The sequence below is a fragment of the Tardiphaga sp. 862_B3_N4_1 genome, assembly GCF_051811085.1.
Lineage (GTDB): Bacteria > Pseudomonadota > Alphaproteobacteria > Rhizobiales > Xanthobacteraceae > Tardiphaga > Tardiphaga robiniae.
Window position 1 is genome coordinate 1,106,289 of the sequence record NZ_JBPWQB010000001.1, and the last position, 16,621, is coordinate 1,122,909.

15 protein-coding genes are annotated in these 16,621 nt (G+C 62.3%); 7 read left to right on the forward strand and 8 right to left on the reverse strand.

Translation table 11 applies throughout. The features are described from left to right. Positions 1 to 197: 197 nt before the first annotated feature. A complete protein-coding gene (locus AB8B02_RS05225) occupies positions 198 to 1,685 on the forward strand; it encodes a hypothetical protein (protein ID WP_439063323.1) in 1,488 nt (495 codons plus the stop codon). Between the two features lie 3 nt (positions 1,686 to 1,688). On the opposite strand, the gene AB8B02_RS05230 is transcribed toward AB8B02_RS05225, so the two are convergent. Together AB8B02_RS05230 and AB8B02_RS05235 are read right to left on the reverse strand one after the other, a co-directional pair. Continuing rightward, the gene (locus AB8B02_RS05230) at positions 1,689 to 3,011 is read right to left on the reverse strand and encodes an ATP-binding protein (protein ID WP_120289024.1); all 1,323 of its coding nucleotides are present in this window, start codon (positions 3,009 to 3,011) and stop codon (positions 1,689 to 1,691) included. A 10-nt stretch (positions 3,012 to 3,021) separates the two neighbouring features. Beyond that, on the reverse strand, positions 3,022 to 3,759 hold the full coding sequence (locus AB8B02_RS05235) for a response regulator (protein ID WP_089267366.1): 738 nt from the start codon (positions 3,757 to 3,759) through the stop codon (positions 3,022 to 3,024). Positions 3,760 to 3,929: 170 nt separating this feature from the next. On the opposite strand from AB8B02_RS05235, the gene AB8B02_RS05240 reads away from it, so the two are divergent. The 3 genes from AB8B02_RS05240 (at position 3,930) to AB8B02_RS05250 (ending at position 5,680) form a co-directional block, all read left to right on the forward strand. Beyond that, positions 3,930 to 4,523, forward strand: a complete 594-nt coding sequence (locus AB8B02_RS05240) for a hypothetical protein (RefSeq protein ID WP_439063324.1) — start codon at positions 3,930 to 3,932, stop codon at positions 4,521 to 4,523. Positions 4,524 to 4,680: 157 nt separating this feature from the next. Further along, complete coding sequence (locus AB8B02_RS05245; protein ID WP_439063325.1) at positions 4,681 to 5,058, forward strand: PRC-barrel domain-containing protein; 378 nt, start codon at positions 4,681 to 4,683, stop codon at positions 5,056 to 5,058. A gap of 79 nt (positions 5,059 to 5,137) precedes the next feature. Further along, a complete protein-coding gene (locus AB8B02_RS05250) occupies positions 5,138 to 5,680 on the forward strand; it encodes a PRC-barrel domain-containing protein (protein WP_439063326.1) in 543 nt (180 codons plus the stop codon). 107 nt (positions 5,681 to 5,787) lie between these two features. Here the strand turns inward: AB8B02_RS05250 and AB8B02_RS05255 are convergent, their stop codons facing one another. The 5 genes from AB8B02_RS05255 to AB8B02_RS05275 all read right to left on the reverse strand — a co-directional run bounded on the left by AB8B02_RS05255 (position 5,788) and on the right by AB8B02_RS05275 (position 11,166). Next, on the reverse strand, positions 5,788 to 7,338 hold the full coding sequence (locus tag AB8B02_RS05255; protein ID WP_439063327.1) for a DUF4403 family protein: 1,551 nt from the start codon (positions 7,336 to 7,338) through the stop codon (positions 5,788 to 5,790). 74 nt (positions 7,339 to 7,412) lie between these two features. After that, entirely contained in the window at positions 7,413 to 8,108 is a 696-nt protein-coding gene (locus AB8B02_RS05260; RefSeq protein ID WP_439063328.1) for a L,D-transpeptidase, read from the reverse strand. A gap of 218 nt (positions 8,109 to 8,326) precedes the next feature. Then, positions 8,327 to 9,115, reverse strand: a complete 789-nt coding sequence (locus AB8B02_RS05265) for an ABC transporter permease (protein WP_439064597.1) — start codon at positions 9,113 to 9,115, stop codon at positions 8,327 to 8,329. Positions 9,116 to 9,182: 67 nt separating this feature from the next. Then, positions 9,183 to 9,983 carry an ABC transporter ATP-binding protein gene (locus AB8B02_RS05270; protein WP_439063329.1) on the reverse strand — a complete coding sequence of 267 codons (801 nt, stop codon included), beginning with the start codon at positions 9,981 to 9,983 and terminating at the stop codon, positions 9,183 to 9,185. A 172-nt stretch (positions 9,984 to 10,155) separates the two neighbouring features. After that, positions 10,156 to 11,166 (reverse strand): ABC transporter substrate-binding protein, encoded by a 1,011-nt coding sequence (locus AB8B02_RS05275; RefSeq protein WP_439063330.1) that lies wholly within the window; start codon positions 11,164 to 11,166, stop codon positions 10,156 to 10,158. Positions 11,167 to 11,632: 466 nt separating this feature from the next. Between AB8B02_RS05275 and AB8B02_RS05280 the strand changes: the two genes are divergently transcribed. After that, on the forward strand, positions 11,633 to 12,880 hold the full coding sequence (locus AB8B02_RS05280) for an extensin family protein (protein ID WP_439063331.1): 1,248 nt from the start codon (positions 11,633 to 11,635) through the stop codon (positions 12,878 to 12,880). A 9-nt stretch (positions 12,881 to 12,889) separates the two neighbouring features. Here AB8B02_RS05280 and AB8B02_RS05285 read toward each other — a convergent pair whose 3' ends face one another. Further along, entirely contained in the window at positions 12,890 to 13,522 is a 633-nt protein-coding gene (locus AB8B02_RS05285; protein ID WP_309946654.1) for a TetR/AcrR family transcriptional regulator, read from the reverse strand. A gap of 185 nt (positions 13,523 to 13,707) precedes the next feature. Here AB8B02_RS05285 and AB8B02_RS05290 point away from each other — a divergent pair, with 185 nt between their 5' ends. Further along, positions 13,708 to 14,940, forward strand: coding sequence for an HlyD family secretion protein (locus AB8B02_RS05290; RefSeq protein WP_439063332.1), 1,233 nt, complete (start codon positions 13,708 to 13,710; stop codon positions 14,938 to 14,940). 14 nt (positions 14,941 to 14,954) lie between these two features. After that, complete coding sequence (locus AB8B02_RS05295; protein ID WP_439063333.1) at positions 14,955 to 16,538, forward strand: DHA2 family efflux MFS transporter permease subunit; 1,584 nt, start codon at positions 14,955 to 14,957, stop codon at positions 16,536 to 16,538. Positions 16,539 to 16,621: the final 83 nt, after the last annotated feature.

Sequence of the window (16,621 nt, forward strand, 5' to 3'; positions counted from 1 at the left end):
TCTCCGCCAGTAGCGGAGGCAGTCTTTCAGACGGCCTAAACCATCCGATTCAATTATCCGAGATGAGGGCTCGAATTGAGTCTTTCTGTAGGCCTGATTCGCGAGTTCCGCCCGATATTTACCCCAAATTATGCCCTGTCGTGATTTGCTGCGGTATTCCAGCGCTTTTCTTGCGACTCTCCAGGGGCATGCCGAGCATGACGATGTCCGCCACCCATCCCGTCGTAACGCGCAAAACGATGCACGGGCTGCTCCCGCTCTGGGCGGGGATTGCGGTCTATACGCTGTGGCTCGCGGCGGGCAACGCCCTTCTGAGAGATCCGGATGCGTATTGGCAGATCGCAGTCGGGCAGTGGATTCTCGATCACCATGCGGTGCCGACGACCGACATCTACTCGTTCACGATGTACGGCCAGCCATGGATCTCGACCCAGTGGCTGTCTCAGGTCCTCTACGCGGTCGCCTATGCTGGCGCGGGCTGGACCGGCGTGGTGGTGCTTGCTGTCGCTGCGCTGGCCGTGACAATGGCGCTGTTGGCGCGCTTTCTCGATAAGCGCCTGCCGGCCACGGTGACGATCATTTTCGTCGCGACGGCGCTGGCGCTGATGGCAGGGCATGTTGTTGCGCGGCCGCATCTGTTGGCGATGCCGGTGATGGTGGCATGGGTCGCCGGCCTTGTGAATGCGATGGATCGCAGGAGTGTGCCATCCTTCTGGCTGCTGCCGCTGATGGCGCTATGGGCCAATCTGCATGGCGGCTTCATTCTCGGATTGGCGCTGATCGGCCCGATCGGGATCGATGCGATCTGGCATGCACCGAAGACGATGCAGCGCGCGCTGCTGCTGCGCTGGGCGCTGTTCGGCGTGGCCGCGCTCGTGGCGAGTTGCGTGACGCCTTATGGCTGGGACTCGCTGCTGGCGTCGCGTCGCATTCTCAATCTCGGTGAAGCGCTGGCGCTGATCGGCGAGTGGCGGCCTGCAAATTTCAATCATGCCGGGCCGCTGGAACTGACCGTGCTGGTGGCGTTCGCACTGGCGCTGTGGCGCGGCATCACGCTGCCGCCGATGCGCATCGTGCTCGTGATCGGCTTCGTGTTCATGGCGCTCAGTCACGTGCGCAACGCCGAAGTGCTAGCGCTGCTGGCGCCGATGGTCTTGGCGACGCCGCTTGGTCGACAAATCGGTGGACCTCAGACGCCAGAAGCCAATCATGTATCGCCGCAGCGCGGCTTGTTATTCGCGGGGATTACGATCTGCCTGATCGCCGGGACATTCGTGTTGGCGTCCGTGCAGCGCTACATGCCGCTCGAGGCGGCTGCGCCCGCAAAGGCGGTGACTGAACTCCAGAAGCTCAAGCTCCGCCGCGTGTTCAACGACTACGACTTCGGCGGCTATCTGATCGCGCGTGGGGTGCCGACCTTCATCGATGGCCGTACCGAATTGTTCGGGACGAAGCTGATGGTCGACCACAACAATGCCAGCGGTCTGATCGAGCCCGACAACCTGTTCCGGCTGCTGAAGGATTACGACATCGAGGCGACGTTGCTGCGAACCCAGAGCGCAGCAACCAAGTTGCTCGATCGCGTCGATAGTTGGGAGAAGGTCTATAGTGACGACATCGCTACGATCCATCTGCGCAAGCCGGGTGCGGTCCACAGCGTTGCGCCAGCGGTGAAGGCGAACTGAGCGCTACGCTGCGGCTCTGTCCGTATCGCGTGCCGGCAGCGTGATGCGGACGATCAGGCCACGCGGCTGACGATCCAGCAGTGTCAGTTCGCCGCCATGGGCCAGCGTTACGGCGCGGGCGATCGACAGGCCGAGGCCGAAGCCGGCAGCTTCATGATCCATGTTGCGGGCGTCGTCGCCGCGCACGAAGGGCTGCAGCATCGCGCTCTTTTGTGCGTCCGAAATGCCAGGACCGTCATCGGCGACGTCGATGATGGCGCCGCCCTCGGACATCGTCAGAGAGATATTCGCTTCCGAGCCGAACTTCACGGCGTTCTCGACCAGGTTGGTCACTGCGCGATGCAGATCGTCGGGCCGGGCCATCGCCATGGCATGGGAGGGGCCCTGATAGGTCACCATATGCCCGATGTCGGCAAATTGGTCGGCGATCAGCTGCAGGGTTGTGGCGATATCCGTCAGCGTCATCTCTTCCAGCCGGCGGTCGTTGCGCAGGAACGAGAGCACCGCTTCGAGCATCGATCGCATCTGGTCGAGGTCGCGCAGCATGTGGCGGCGATGGCCGTCGTCCTCGATGAATTCCGAACGTAGACGCAGCCGGGTGATCGGCGTGCGCAGGTCGTGGCTGATCGCGGCCAACATCTTGGTGCGGTCGTCGATCAACGTGCCGATGCGCTCGCGCATCCGGTTCAGCGCGCGTGCCACCGATCGGATTTCTTCGGGGCCGCGCTCGGGCAGGGGCTCAGCCGAGCCGTTCAGGCTGAACTCTTCCGCTGCCTTGGCAAAGGCCGAAAGCGGCGCGGACAGCATGCGGGCCGCCCACAGGCCCAGCAGCGTCAGGCTGATCACCACGAACAGAAACGTGAGAACCCAGGGACCGCCTAGAAAGAAGCCTGGTCGTCGCTCCGGCAGACTACTGAAGGAGAACATGTCGCCGTCCGGGAGGGTGACCCCGATCCGGTCCGGCGCGCCACCGATCGTCAGCAGTCGCGCGTCGGAACCAAGCAGCCGGCGTAAGCTGTGACGCGGATAGTCGGGGCCATTGTCGGTTGTGACCGTTGCATCCCGAGGGACTGGCCGGATGTCGAATTTAGGAAAGGCGTTTTTCAGATTGACCAGAAGTTCCGGGCGATCGGCGATCGGTGTTGCTTTCAGCAAGCGAACAATCGCGATCAACTCGCCGTGGCCACGATCCCGCTCCTGATCATTCGGGTCCGGTCTCATCAGCGTGAACAGCAGCGAGAGAACGATGTGGATAGCCACGATCGACATCACCACCAGGGCGGTGATCTGGCCGCTGATCCGACGCAGATTGAGGACGCTGAACATCTCGATGAAACTAGTTGGTCGTCGCCGTCGCGACCGCTTCCACCGTCGGCGTAAACATGTAGCCGCCCGAACGCACCGTCTTGATCATTTGCGCGTCCTGCGGGTCGATCTCGATCTTGCGGCGGATACGGCTGACCAGCACGTCGATGCTGCGTTCGAACGATCCGGCGCTGCGGCCTTGCGTGAGATCGAGCAGGCTGTCGCGCGACAGTACCCGACCGGAGCGCTCGACAAAGGCGCGCAGCAGATCGAATTCGGCCGAGGTCATGGCGACGCGCGCGCCTTCGGGATTACGCAATTCGCGTAGGCGCAGGTCGATCTGCCAGCCGGCGAATGACAGCGCCGTGGCGTTCGGCGTGGCGCTGGCATTGAGCGCCGTGGCCTGTCGGCGCAGCACCGCATTGATGCGTGCCAGCAATTCGCGCGGATTGAAGGGCTTTGGCAGGTAGTCGTCGGCCCCCATTTCAAGGCCGAGAATGCGGTCCACGTCTTCGCCGCGCGCGGTCAGCATGATGATCGGCAGTTGCGACTCGGCGCGCACCTTGCGGCACAGGCTGAGGCCGTCTTCGCCGGGCAGCATCACGTCGAGGATCAGCAGGTCGACACGGGTGTCGGCCATCACCTTTTCCATCTCGCGCCCGTCGGCAGCGGTGGTGACGTTGCAGGAATTGGTACGCAGATACTTCGCGATCAGCGTACGGGTTTCGCGGTCGTCTTCTACGACCAGGATGTTCGGTACGTTTGCCATGCGAACTCTTTTGGCCGGGATCGGCGCGGGCTGCAGAAGTTTTTTGTTTCGGACTATTGCTGGTGGCTGAGGCGCAACAAACCGCAACATGTCAGCAAGGCAATAACAAGACCTCGTTAAGAAGGTTAACCGCAAGTTGCGAGCACTAAGCAAGCACCTTGGAGCAGATCATGACCTCTATCTCGGCTGCGTCCAGCAGTTCCTACCAATCCCCCCTTCAGAAACTGCAGCAGGAGCTGCAGGCCGAGCTTTCCTCCGGAAAGATCAGCAGCGGCGATCAGGATGCGCTGTCCTCTGCTTTAACCGATATCGACTCGTCGCTGCAGGCCGACCGTTCGAGCCAGAACAGCGGCAGCCGGCCGTCGCCGGACGAGATGAAATCGAAGATCGACGATCTCATCAGTGCCCAGGTGTCCAGCGGCAAGCTGACCTCGGACCAGGCCACCGAATTGCAGGGCGTGTTCCAGTCGGCCTTCGCCGATGGCGGCCCGGGTGGGGCAGGCGGCGCTCGCGGTGCCGGTGGTCCACCTCCTGGCGGTGGACCCGGCGGCCCACCGCCGGCGGATAGCGCCGATAGTACCGACAGTACCGATGATACGGACAGCGCGACCAGTATCTCCGATATCATGAAGCAGTTCCTGGACTCGCTGAAGCAATCGCTGGAGGCCTCGTCTTCAAGCTCCTACAGCGCGAGCGGCACCAGCGCTACAGCATCCAGCAGCAAGGCGTCATTCACCGCCCTGCTGATCGACTACCAGACCTGATACGAAGACCGCGACGCTTACGACCAGGCTGACGCCACCATCTTTCCCGCAAGGGAAAGGTGGTGGTTTCTTTTGTGCAGGTCACTTTCGCGCTATTGCCGGAACAAGGAACACGTCCGGGCATTGTTACCCCTTCAATTGATTTATGGAGGCGACAATGACTCCCGACGTCATGACGAAGCCGCATAGCCTGATTGCGAGCGACCGGATCGAGGGAACGGCGGTACGACGTCCGAATGGCGAACGCATCGGTCATATCGAACGTCTGATGATCGACAAGATCAGCGGCAAAGTGTCCTACGCGATCCTGAGCTTCGGCGGCTTTCTCGGCCTCGGTTCGAACCTGCTGCCACTGCCTTGGGCGCGACTGACCTTCAATCGTGAACTCGATGCTTATCAACTTGATATCAGCGAAGAAGAATTGCGCAGCGCGCCGTCATTCACCGAGAAACGCGAGTTCGACTGGGGCGACAGGTCGCAGGAGGAAGCGCTGCATCGCCACTACGGCGTCGCACCCTATTGGGGCGAATTCTAACGACCAATTTCGGTGGAACCGGAACAGTCATTGTACCTCCGCGTTGGTTTTGGACGACCCACAACGACAGGAGGAACATATGTTCAAGAAATACATGACGGCTGGTATCGTTGGTTCGGCGTTGCTGGCAACCGCAGCTTTCGCGCAGAGCCCGAGCGCAACTACGACAACCACAGCCCCGGCAGCTGCGCCGGTCACCGCATCTGATACGACGTTCAATGGCAACTGGCGTACATCGAAGGTGGTCGGTCTGAGCGTATATAACGAAGCCAATGAGAGCCTCGGTTCGATCAACGATCTCCTGACCGACAAGCAGGGGAACATCAAGGCCGTGGTGATCGGCGTCGGTGGTTTCCTCGGTGTCGGCGAACGCCTGATCGCCGTGCCTTATGACAAGATCAAATTCGTGAACGAGCCGGTCGCAACAATGGCGTCTTCAACTGGCGGTTCATCGGGCATGAAGTCGACCACGCCGCCAAGCGGCATGACCACGGGTGCAGCCACCTCGGGTGCAGCTCCCGCAGCCGCCAAGGCTAATCCTTGGTACCCCGACCATGCGGTGCTCAGCGGCGCCAGCAAGGATCAATTGAAGGCGATGCCTGAGTTTAAGTATGCGATGTAAGGCCTTTTTGCGTCACGTTATGATAACGCGAGCCAAGAACCAGTAAGCTGACGATAAGGGCGCGCCCGTTTTGCGGGTGCGCTCTTCACCGCGTCATCGCGTTGAATCTACAGCCCCGGTAAGGCCGTCACATTCACATTGATGGCGCCATCGGCTTCCGCGATCACCCGGAGTGTTTTGGAATCGAAGGCGATCCCGCCAAGGCGGAGGCTGCTGATCTCGGCGCCGACGCGGATGCCGTTTTCGTTCTTCTGGAAGTCGGCGATGACGGCGGCGATCTTCTTTTGCGCGTTCGAGGCAAAGGGCTTCAGATCGATGGTCGCACGTTCAGCCAGCGTCTTCTGTAGCAATGGCATGGCTGCACGAGCTGCCGCGCCGAGCAGGCCGAAGGCTGCTTCTGATTCAACGCCAAGTTCCAGATCGGTAAAGCGCAGCGTCTGTGCCGCCTGATCAAGCGCAGGCTTGCCCCAGACATGGACGGTTGCTTCGCCGCCAAGACCGAACCAGCTCTGCTTCTCCTTGGCATTCACCAGCAACGAGATGAGCAGGCGGTCGCCGGATGCCGAGACAGTTGCCTTCTTCACCGTCACTGCGACCGCGCCGGAATTGTCTTCCGGAAATGTCTTGCCGACGAGTTGCGCCTCGATGATCTTGTTCAGTTCGGTGAAAGGCATGTCCACGGGCACACCGATGCTGAGTTTGCCGGGGCCGGGCGGCACGATGGTGAGTGTGGCAGGGAACGGACAATTCGGCTGCGTCTGCGTTGAGGTCACGCGTGTTTCGGCCTCGACGCCGAGTGTCAGCGTCAAATTGCTGGCATCGATGCGCGGCTGGGCGGCGACGGCGCGCGTCGGCTTCAGTTCGATGAACAGGTTCTGCAATGCGCTCGCACCTTGCAGCGGGATCGACCGGCAGAGTTTGGCCCATTCGCGCCGGGCATTCTGTTCGAAGGCAGGATCGTTGCGCAGGCGCTGCTGCAGGGCGATGATCTGCTCGTTGACCGCATTGTCGATCATCGGCTTGACCTGCGCGGGCACATTGATGCGGGCACCGGCGACCGCGACATTGGTGTCGCCGAGTGTCACCTGAGCGGTCAGGTTCGGGTCGATCCGCCAGTTCGGCGTCAGCCGCGGCTGCGCCGAGACCACCACATTGCCGCGGATTTCCGCATTGGCATTGACGTTCTTGATGTTGATGTTGCCAAGCTGCTTGGCAACATTGCCGCCGAGCAGGTTGCCGAGCGCGCCGCCCAGCGCATCGCGCACATTCGTCGAGATGGCGCCGGTGACATTGAGCGTGCCGCTCAGTGGCGTGGACATGGTCAGCGTGTCCTGCGCGCCAGTCGCCGCGATCGGACCGCGTGCGGCGGTCCACTTGATATCGGCATCCTGCAGCAATTGCTGTACAGGATTGTCAGCCGTGCCGTTGAAGCTGCGCGGTGCGCCGCGATCGGCGGCATCGCGGATCGCGGTGAGTGCAATGGCGACCGGCGCGATGATGCTTGAACTGCGTGCGGGTGAGGGTGGCAGTGGCGGCAATGCGACCAGCACCGGCGCCGATCCGGTGCCGCGCGGAGCCACATAGTCCATCACCTTGAGTGCGACCACGAAAAAGACGGCGACCAGCACCGCGCCGATGAGAATTGGTTTCAGACGCATGATGTCCCCGCTCGAAAACGCGGGGACATTACAATGCTGTGGTGACGCGCGCCAGTTATGAACCGTGCCCGACTTTAGCCACGCTTGCCGCTTGCGCTGTCCGCACGGCGATCCATCGGCAGAACGATCACCTTGGTGCCGACTGTGACGCGGGAATACAGATCCGACACGTCCTGATTGGTGAGGCGGATGCAGCCCGACGAGACCTGCGTGCCGATGGTCTCCGGCATATTGGTGCCGTGGATGCGATAGATGGTGCCGCCGAGATACATGGCGCGGGCGCCGAGCGGGTTGCCGGGACCGCCGGCCATGTGGCGCGGCAGATAGGGCTGGCGTGCGATCATTTCAGCGGGCGGGGTCCATGCCGGCCATTCGGCCTTGCGAGTCACGGTTTGTACACCGGACCATGTGAAACCATCGCGGCCGACGCCGATGCCGTAGCGGAGCGCCTGACCGTTGCCGAGCACGTAATACAGATAGGTGTTCGGCGTATCGACGATGATCGTGCCGGCGGCCTCGCGGGTCGGATAGTTGACGATCTGCCGCCTGAAGCGCGCGGGCTGTTCGATGGCAGAGCGCTCGTCATCCATCTGCGGCGACTGCACATAGGGCGCAGGCTCGCTCTGGACCGGCGGCGCCATGAAGAACGGAAACAGCGGCAGCGGCGTTGCGGCTGCCGGATGGGCAAAGGAGAATGCGCCGGCAAGGAGCGCGCCGATTGCAACGGCAGCACGGCGAATTTTTCGTTCGAAAGAAGCGAGGGTGATCATGGGAATCTCCGTTTGAGCGCCTGTAAATGAGCGCCCGTTCGGCGCCTCGTTGGCAGGAGATGTACCCAGCGGCCGTTTCAGGAGATTTGCGTCAATTCTGCAAAACGGTTTCGTCGCGGCGGGGAAATGTGTCGTCGCGGGGGGAGGCGGACAACATTGTTGCACCGGGAATGACCGCCGGCGCGCTGATTTGAATCAAGCGCGCCGGGCTTCAGTGGTCACTCGTTAACGGTGGTATCCGGGCGCCAGGTCAGCAGCCGGTTTTCGATCATGGTCAGGATCCATTCGGCCAGCAGCGCCACGATCGCGATAACGATCATCGCGGCGAACACGCCGTTGGAATCGAACGAGCCCTGTGCGGTCGCGATCAGCAGGCCCATGCCTTCGCGGGCGCCGAGGAATTCGCCGACGATGGCGCCGACCAGCGCGAAGCCGAACGAGACATGCAGGCTGGCGAGAATCCAGGACAGCGCCGAGGGCAGCACCACAGCGCGGGTCATCTGCCAGTTGCTGGCGCCGAGGATGCGTGCATTGGCGATCAGGTTCTTGTCAGCCTCGCGTACGCCCTGGAAGGCATTGGCGAACACCACGAAGAACACCATCACGACGGCCAGTGCGATCTTCGATGCCGCGCCAAGGCCGAGGGCCACGATGAAGATCGAGCCGAGCACGACGCGCGGGATCGAATTCGCGACCTTGATGTAGATCGAGAACACGTCTGACAGGAGTTGGTTACGCCCCAGCGCGATGCCGCACAGGATGCCCATGGCTGAGCCGATCAGGAAGCCGGCGCCGGCCTCGTAGATCGTGACCCAGATCTGTTTCCAGAGCGGGCCGATCGAGGTGCCGTTCTCGGTCCAGTCTATCAGTTTCAGGACGATGCCGGAGGGCTGGCCGAAGAAGAACGGATCGATCAGCTCGAAGCGCACGCCGAATTCCCAACCGCCGATCAGGAATACGAGAACGGCAAGCCGCAGTACCAGCACGAGGCGCTGATGGCGGCGCATGCGCTGGACGGCGGTCTCGATGCGGCCGTCGGTGGCAAGGGGTGTGGTGATTGTCGTTTCGGTCATTCTAGTGTCCCGCCCGGGCGCGCAACACTTCCTCGCGCAGGTCGTCAGAGATCTTGCGCGCAATGGCGATGAAACGTTCGTCGTAGCGCAGCGTCGCGACATCGCGTGGACGCGGCAGGTCGATGGTGTGGACGGATTTTACCCGCGCCGGTCGTGTGGTCAGCACCGCGACGCGATCGGCGAGCAGGATGGCTTCGTCGAGATCGTGGGTGACGAACAGCACCGCCGATTTCGCCTGCGCCCAGAGCTGCAGCAATTCCTCCTGCATCAATTCCCTAGTCTGCACGTCGAGCGCGGAGAATGGCTCGTCCATCAGCAGCACCTGCGGATTGTTGATGAAAGTCTGCGCCAGCGCCACGCGCTTGCGCATGCCGCCGGAGAGCTGATGCGGATGATGATGTTCGAAGCCCTTCAGGCCGACACGAATGATCCAGCCGCGCGCGGTGGCCTCTGCCTTGTCTTTCGCCACGCCGCGAAACAGCGGCCCGGCCATGACATTGCCGAGCACGTCGCGCCACGGAAACACGGCGTCCTGCTGGAACACGAAGCCGACGCGGCGATCGACACCGGTCACCGGCGCATCGAACAATGTGACCTCGCCGCCTTGTGGGCGGGCGAGCCCGGCGATCAGTCCGAGCGTCGTCGACTTGCCGCAGCCGGTCGGGCCCACCACGGCCATGAATTCACCGGGCGCGATGGTGAGGTCGAAATCCTCAAGCGCGGAGAGAACGTCACCCGAAGGCGTGACGAAGCGGCGCGCGACGTTCTTCAGCGCGACGGCAGAGGGTGCGGGAGCATTCATGATTGCATTCGCTTTATTATCAGAGTCGTTGTTGAAGTCGGCGGGTAAAGCGCGCTCGTTCTGCTCCCTCCCCCCTTGCGGGGGAGGGTCGGGGAGGGGGGTCCACAAGTGACGTCCCTTGTGGCTACCCCCACCCCCGGCCCCTCCCCGCAAGGGGGAGGGGAGAAGGGCCTCAGTTCGTCGCGTTGGCTTTGACCACGAAATCCGTGGTGTACGTCTTGGCGAGGTCGATGGTCTTGCCCTTGAGGTTGGGCGAGAAGCTGTTCAGCACGCTCAGCACCGATTCCGGCGCACCCGCCGGCATCATGCCGTCGACCGAATATTGCGGCTTGCCTTCCTTCAGGCCTTGCACATAGAGGTCGAGCTCGCCGGCATAATAGTCCTTCGGCATTTGAGCGGCGATTTCCTCCGGCGAGTGGCTGTTCATCCACTTCAGCGTCTTCACGAAGGCATTGACGACCTTCTGTGCCGTCTCCTTGTTCGCTTCCATCCAGGCGCGGTCCATATAGAGACACGCGGCCGGATAATCGCCGCCGAGCGCAGCGCGGGTGCTTTCCGGCGTCCGCAGATCGATGCCGACTTTGGCCGTGCCGTTCTTCACCGCGCGCGCCACCGTCGGCTCCGTGGTCATGCCGGAAACGATCTTGCCCTGCTGCATGGAAGCCAGGAACGTATCGCCTGCGCCGACCGGCACCAGTGTGTAGTCCTGCATCTTCAGTCCCGCCTTGGCGGCGAGCGCGCGGGTCAGGAAGTCGGTGGCAGAGCCGAGGCCGGTGACGCCGAGCGCCTGGCCCTTCCAGTTGGCGGGATCCTTCAGCTTGTCGGCGTCGGCGGCTTTCACCAGCACGACTTCGCCAGGCGCGACGGCGAATTGCACCACCGAGGTGATGAACTTGCCCTTGGACTGCAAGTCGATGGTGTGATCGTAGAAACCGACCACGCCTTGCACTTCGCGCGCGAGCAGGGCGGTCGCCGCCTGTGAGCCGGAGGTGGAGTTGAACAGTTCGACGTCGAGCCCCTGTTCCTTGAAGAATCCGAGCTGCGCCGCGAGTTTCGCCGGCAGATAGATCTGCTTGTCGATACCGCCAACCATGATCTTGATCGGGGTTTGCGCCGCAGCAGGGGCTGCAAGTGCAGCGGCGAGTGATACAGCCGCAATGGCTGCGGCAAAGAATTTGCGCATAGGCGTTTCCTGACTTCTGAATTCGGCGCTGGTCTACTGCGCGGGCGGTTGTCCCGGTCCATGCGCAAGCGCTCGTAACGGGGCATCAGGCCCCGGCCTGCGTCAAACTGTCAATCGGTTACTGGCAGGTCACAACAGCAAAAAGCGCCCGCTCGGGAGAGCGGACGCCATAGGTGAGAAAGCTTTATGGGATTAGGGCTCTACAGCACGCCAAATACGATAGCGCCGACGAAGGCGATTGCCGCATAGGCGGCCACAACGCTCAGTTGGCCGAACATAGTCATGGGAACCCTCCCTTTGACGTTGTCGCGCGGAGTAACGCGAAAGCTGGCGGTCCGTTCCCGCAGAAAAGAGAAGGAAGTCGACCAACTGCGGCCGTAGCGGTACGAGCGTCGGCAACATGGTAAATCAAACGTGAATTCAATGCGTTGAAGAGTCTTTAAAACATTTCGACCACCTTGCGCGAATGACGCGCAGAGTTCGTTTGTATCTCGTCGGCTCCGTCGTCCTTGTTTCGCTTGCGGGTTGCGGACGCGGTCTGTTTCAGACCCAGGAACGTGAACCATGGCGTGCCGAGGCAGAGGTCGCATGTCTCAAATCCGGCACGGTGAAAGAGGGCGCTGATCTCGTTCGGATCAACCCGATTTCCGGGCCCGGTGTCTGCGGCGCTGAATTTCCCTTGAAGGTCGCAGCCCTCGGCGAGGCCAGCAGCAGCTACGGTTTTGCCGATGAAACCTTGCGGCCGCCTGGCGGCATTAGCGGTGCAAGCCAGCCGCATTGGCCGGTCCAGCAGCAGCCACAAACCATGGCGCGCCCCGCCAGCAGCTATCCGAATTCCTATCCGCAAGCCGCGCCGCAGCAGCCGTCCTATGGCGGTTCATCCTATGGCGGCGCTGCCAATAACGGACCGATCTCGCTGAACGCGCCGGGCGTGCCGCCGGACAATGAAGACGAAATCGAATTGCCGCCAGAAGGTTCGCCCCAAACGATGCGCGCGCCGCAACAAGAGCAGCCGCGCGCGCCTTACGGCCGCTATAGTTCAGGTGTGCAGCAGAGCCAGCCGCCGCAGGACTATGCCCCACAGCGTCTTGGACCGGGACAGGGCAATGTCACGGGCTCGGTCGGCCCCGTCGTCGTGAAACCGACGGCGACGCTGGCCTGTCCGATCGTCTCGGCACTCGACAAGTGGCTCGCGGAGTCCGTGCAGCCGGCAGCGATGCGCTGGTTCGGCGTCCGCGTCGCCGAGATCAAGCAGATCTCCGCCTATTCGTGCCGTGGCATGAACGGCAATTCGCGCGCGCACATCTCCGAACATGCATTCGGCAACGCGCTCGATATCTCTGCCTTCGTCCTCGCCGATGGTCGCAGCGTCTCGGTGAAGGCAGGCTGGAAGGGCATGCCGGAAGAGCAGGGCTTCCTGCGCGACATCCAGGGCGGCGCGTGCCAGGTCTTCAACACCGTGCTAGCGCCGGGCTCCAACGTCTATCACTACGATCACATTCACGTGGATCTGATGCGCCGGCCCAAGCGCCCGGTGATCTGCCAGCCGGCGGCCGTGTCGGGCGAGGAGATTGCCGCGCGCGCGCAAAGCCGCAATCCCTATGCCGGGCGCAACAACAATGACTACGGTGGCGTGACCGGCTCGATCGGCCGCACGGCCAAGAAGTCGACGCGCAAGTCGCCCGATGACGAGGACTTCTACGAGAACGAATAGACCGGCTTGTCAGATGCGGTAGGCCGCGAGGAACATCCGCACCGCACTGTCGACGACCTTGTCGATCTCCGCGCGCGTCGGTGTCGGCTTGGCCTGGAAGATGAAGGGCTGAAACAGCGTCGCCTGGCAGGACATCATGAATTGCGCGGCGGCCAGTTCGGTATCCTTGATTTCCAGTTCCTTCGCAGCGACGCGGGCATCGAGATAGGCCGCGACCTGCCGGATCGCGTGCGCCAGCACCGCTTCATAAAAGCGTTTGCCGACATCGGGCATGCGTTCCGCAATCGCCATCACGGTACGGATCGCCGAGCCGCCGCCGGGCCGACACAGCAACTGGATATAGGCGCGGCCGAACTCGCCGAGGGTGGTCACCGCATCGCGTTCCGGATCGAGATTGAAGACAGCTTTGCCCTGCTCGAGCTTCTCCTGCTCGACGATCGACTCAAACAGCGCGCTCTTGTCGGTGAAATAGACGTAGAGCGTGCCCTTGGAGACGCCGGCGGCACGCGCGATCTCGCCCATGCTGGCGCCGTCGAAGCCCAGATCCAGGAAGACTTTTCGCGCACCGTCGAGAATTTGGCGGCGCTTGGCGCTGTCTTCCTCGCCGACAGGCGAGAGGGGGGCAGGGTGGGAGGCAACCATTCGTTCAGCCTGTTCGATGAATCAGCGGGATATCGCCCGCGATGAAGCCGGAATAACGCGAAATCGTGATGAACTGACCAAACTCTATCTTGACCGAACCGTTCGGTCAATTTACATATTGCCGCAGCAAGCGGGGACCCGGCATGTCCGATGGTGTCCGCATTCTCACGTTTGAGGAGGCCGGAATGGCCGGACCACGCGACCAGGCTGCCCGTATCATTCGCCCCGAAGGCGAGACTGACAGCGCGCCGGTACGCGTCGTGTCGCCCGCAGCGGATGAACCCGCAGCCCGCGGTCCTGCGGATGCGCCCGCACCTGAACAGCCCGCCACAGCAGCACCGGCCGCGACCGCGCAGACCGCTGCGCCAAAATCCGGCAAGAAGAGAAAAATGCTGCTCGGCGTCGGCGCGCTGCTCGCCATCGCGGGCGTCTATTATGGCGTGAACTATTATCTGGTGGGCCGCTTCATCGTCTCGACCGACGACGCCTATGTCCGCGCCAGCAACACCACGCTGGGTGCGCGCGTATCGGGCCACATCGCGCAGATCCTGCCGGGCGACAACGTCGCGGTGAAGGCCGGCGAGGTGATCTTCAGGATCGATGACGGCGACTATCGCATCGCCGTCGATGCCGCCAAGCGCAAGATCGACACCCAGAAGGCCACCATCGAACGGATCGGCCGTCAGGTCGGCGCGCAGGAAAGCGCCGTCGAGCAGGCACAGGCCCAGCTCGCATCGGCTGATGCCGCCGCCAATCGCGCCACGCTCGAATTCGACCGTCAGGAAACGCTGAGCAAGCAGGGTTTTGCCTCGCGCTCGGTCTACGAGACCTCGCAGTCGAACCGTGATCAGACCTCGGCTGCCGTCAAGGCCGCGAAGGCATCCGTCGACTCCGCCAAGAGCAGCGTCGAAGTGACGAAGGCGCAGCAGAACGAAGCCCGCGCGCAGCTCGCCGAATTGCAGAGCGCGCTGGACAAGGCCGTGCGTGATCTCGACTTCACGATCGTGAAGTCGCCGGTGGATGGCATCTTCTCGAACCGTCTCATCTCGACCGGTGATTTCGTTTCGATGGGTCAGCGTCTTGGCAATGTCGTGCCGCTCAACGACGTCTATATCGATGCCAATTTCAAGGAGACGCAGCTGCGCCGCCTGAAGCCGGGCCAGCCGGTCTCGATCGAGCTCGACGCCGATAGCAGCCGCGCCATCGAAGGCACTGTGGAAAGCCTCGCGCCAGCCGCAGGCTCGGTGTTCACGCTGCTGCCGCCGGATAACGCCACCGGCAACTTCACCAAGATCGTGCAGCGTGTGCCTGTGCGTCTCAGGGTGCCGGCTGACGTTGCCAAGGAAAACCTGCTGCGCGCCGGCATGTCGGTCTATGTCCGCGTCAACACCAAGCCGGGTGCAGAACCCGCGCGCTAAGTCAGGACAAGCAGATGTCCACGACAACCACCGTGTCAGGCGCACCGCCGGCCGCTCCGGCTGCGGACTATGTCGCGCCGAAACGCCTGATCGCGTTTCTGATCATGGTGTTCGGCATGTTCATGTCGATCCTGGACATCCAGATCGTCTCGGCATCGCTGTCTGAAATCCAGGCCGGATTGTCCGCGTCGTCCAGCGAAGTCTCCTGGGTGCAGACGGCCTATCTGATCGCGGAAGTGATCGCGATCCCGCTGTCCGGTTTCCTCTCGCGCGCGCTCGGCACACGCTTGTTGTTCGCCATCTCCGCCGCCGGATTCACCTTCGCCAGCCTGATGTGCGGCTTCACCTCGTCGATCGAGCAGATGATCCTGTGGCGCGCGATCCAGGGCTTCCTTGGCGCCGGCATGATCCCGACGGTGTTCGCCTCGGCCTATACGGTGTTTCCGCGCTCGAAATTCCACATCGTCGGCCCGATCATCGGTCTCGTCGCGACGCTGGCGCCGACCATCGGCCCGACGGTGGGCGGCTACATCACCGATGCGCTGTCATGGCACTGGCTGTTCTTCATCAATGTGGTGCCGGGCATCGGCATCACCATCGGCGTGCTCGCGCTGGTGGATTTCGACGAGCCGCATTTCGAACTGCTCGATCATTTCGACTGGTGGGGCCTCGGCTTCATGGCGGGTTTCCTCGGTTCGCTGGAATATGTGCTGGAAGAGGGGCCGCGGAACGACTGGTTCGGCGACACCTCGATCGCGATCTTTGCCGTTGTCTGCGTTGTGAGCTGCGTGGCGTTTTTCTGGCGCGTGTTGACGGCGAAAGAACCGATCGTCGACATCCGTGCCTTCACGGATCGCAATTTCGCGCTGGGCTGTCTGTTCTCGTTCTGCGTCGGCATCGGGCTCTACGGCCTGACCTATCTCTATCCGCGTTATCTCGCCGAGATCCGCGGCTACAGCGCGCTGATGATCGGCGAGACCATGTTCGTCTCGGGCGTTGCGATGTTCCTGACGGCGCCGCTGGTGGCGCGTCTGATGCAGAAGATCGACATGCGCTATCTCATCATGACGGGATTGGTGCTGTTCGCTGCCGGCACATGGCAGATGACATGGGTGACGCGCGATTTCGATTTCTACGAATTGCTGCTGCCGCAAATCCTGCGCGGCATCGGCATGATGATGGCCATGGTGCCGATCAACAACATTGCGCTCGGCACGCTGGCGCCGCAAATGCTGAAGAACGCCTCCGGCCTGTTCAACCTGACGCGCAATCTTGGCGGCGCACTCGGCCTCGCGCTGATCAACACCGTGCTCGATCACCGCACTGATTTCCACATCACCCGGCTGCACGACAAGGTCACCTGGGGCAATGCGCAGGCGGTCGAGATGCTCAACATGTTCACCCAGAAGTTCCAGGGCATGGGCGACGCCTCGCGGATGGCCATGAAGCAGCTGTCGCAGATCGTGCATCGTCAGGCCGTCGTGATGAGCTTTGGCGACGCGTTCTTCGCGCTGTCGGCGTTCTATGTCGGTCTCAGCCTCATGGTGATGCTGCTGAACAAGCCCAGCAATCCCGCGGCTGCAGGCGGCGGACACTAGAGCGTTTTCGAGCGGGATGCCGGTTCGCGTCAAGAAAACGCGTCAAAACAAAAAGCTAGAGCGGCTGGAGCAGTTCTATCGCC

Excerpts from the sequence above, each read along its gene's own strand:
- AB8B02_RS05260 (WP_439063328.1), bottom strand. The coding sequence starts at position 8,108 with ATGATCACCCTCGCTTCTTTCGAACGAAAAATTCGCCGTGCTGCCGTT.
- AB8B02_RS05250 (WP_439063326.1), top strand. The coding sequence starts at position 5,138 with ATGTTCAAGAAATACATGACGGCTGGTATCGTTGGTTCGGCGTTGCTG.
- AB8B02_RS05290 (WP_439063332.1), top strand. The coding sequence starts at position 13,708 with ATGGCCGGACCACGCGACCAGGCTGCCCGTATCATTCGCCCCGAAGGC.
- AB8B02_RS05245 (WP_439063325.1), top strand. The coding sequence starts at position 4,681 with ATGACTCCCGACGTCATGACGAAGCCGCATAGCCTGATTGCGAGCGAC.
- AB8B02_RS05280 (WP_439063331.1), top strand. The coding sequence starts at position 11,633 with ATGACGCGCAGAGTTCGTTTGTATCTCGTCGGCTCCGTCGTCCTTGTT.
- AB8B02_RS05285 (WP_309946654.1), bottom strand. The coding sequence starts at position 13,522 with ATGGTTGCCTCCCACCCTGCCCCCCTCTCGCCTGTCGGCGAGGAAGAC.
- AB8B02_RS05295 (WP_439063333.1), top strand. The coding sequence starts at position 14,955 with ATGTCCACGACAACCACCGTGTCAGGCGCACCGCCGGCCGCTCCGGCT.
- AB8B02_RS05275 (WP_439063330.1), bottom strand. The coding sequence starts at position 11,166 with ATGCGCAAATTCTTTGCCGCAGCCATTGCGGCTGTATCACTCGCCGCT.
- AB8B02_RS05255 (WP_439063327.1), bottom strand. The coding sequence starts at position 7,338 with ATGCGTCTGAAACCAATTCTCATCGGCGCGGTGCTGGTCGCCGTCTTT.
- AB8B02_RS05225 (WP_439063323.1), top strand. The coding sequence starts at position 198 with ATGACGATGTCCGCCACCCATCCCGTCGTAACGCGCAAAACGATGCAC.
- AB8B02_RS05270 (WP_439063329.1), bottom strand. The coding sequence starts at position 9,983 with ATGAATGCTCCCGCACCCTCTGCCGTCGCGCTGAAGAACGTCGCGCGC.
- AB8B02_RS05235 (WP_089267366.1), bottom strand. The coding sequence starts at position 3,759 with ATGGCAAACGTACCGAACATCCTGGTCGTAGAAGACGACCGCGAAACC.
- AB8B02_RS05230 (WP_120289024.1), bottom strand. The coding sequence starts at position 3,011 with ATGTTCAGCGTCCTCAATCTGCGTCGGATCAGCGGCCAGATCACCGCC.
- AB8B02_RS05240 (WP_439063324.1), top strand. The coding sequence starts at position 3,930 with ATGACCTCTATCTCGGCTGCGTCCAGCAGTTCCTACCAATCCCCCCTT.
- AB8B02_RS05265 (WP_439064597.1), bottom strand. The coding sequence starts at position 9,115 with ATGCGCCGCCATCAGCGCCTCGTGCTGGTACTGCGGCTTGCCGTTCTC.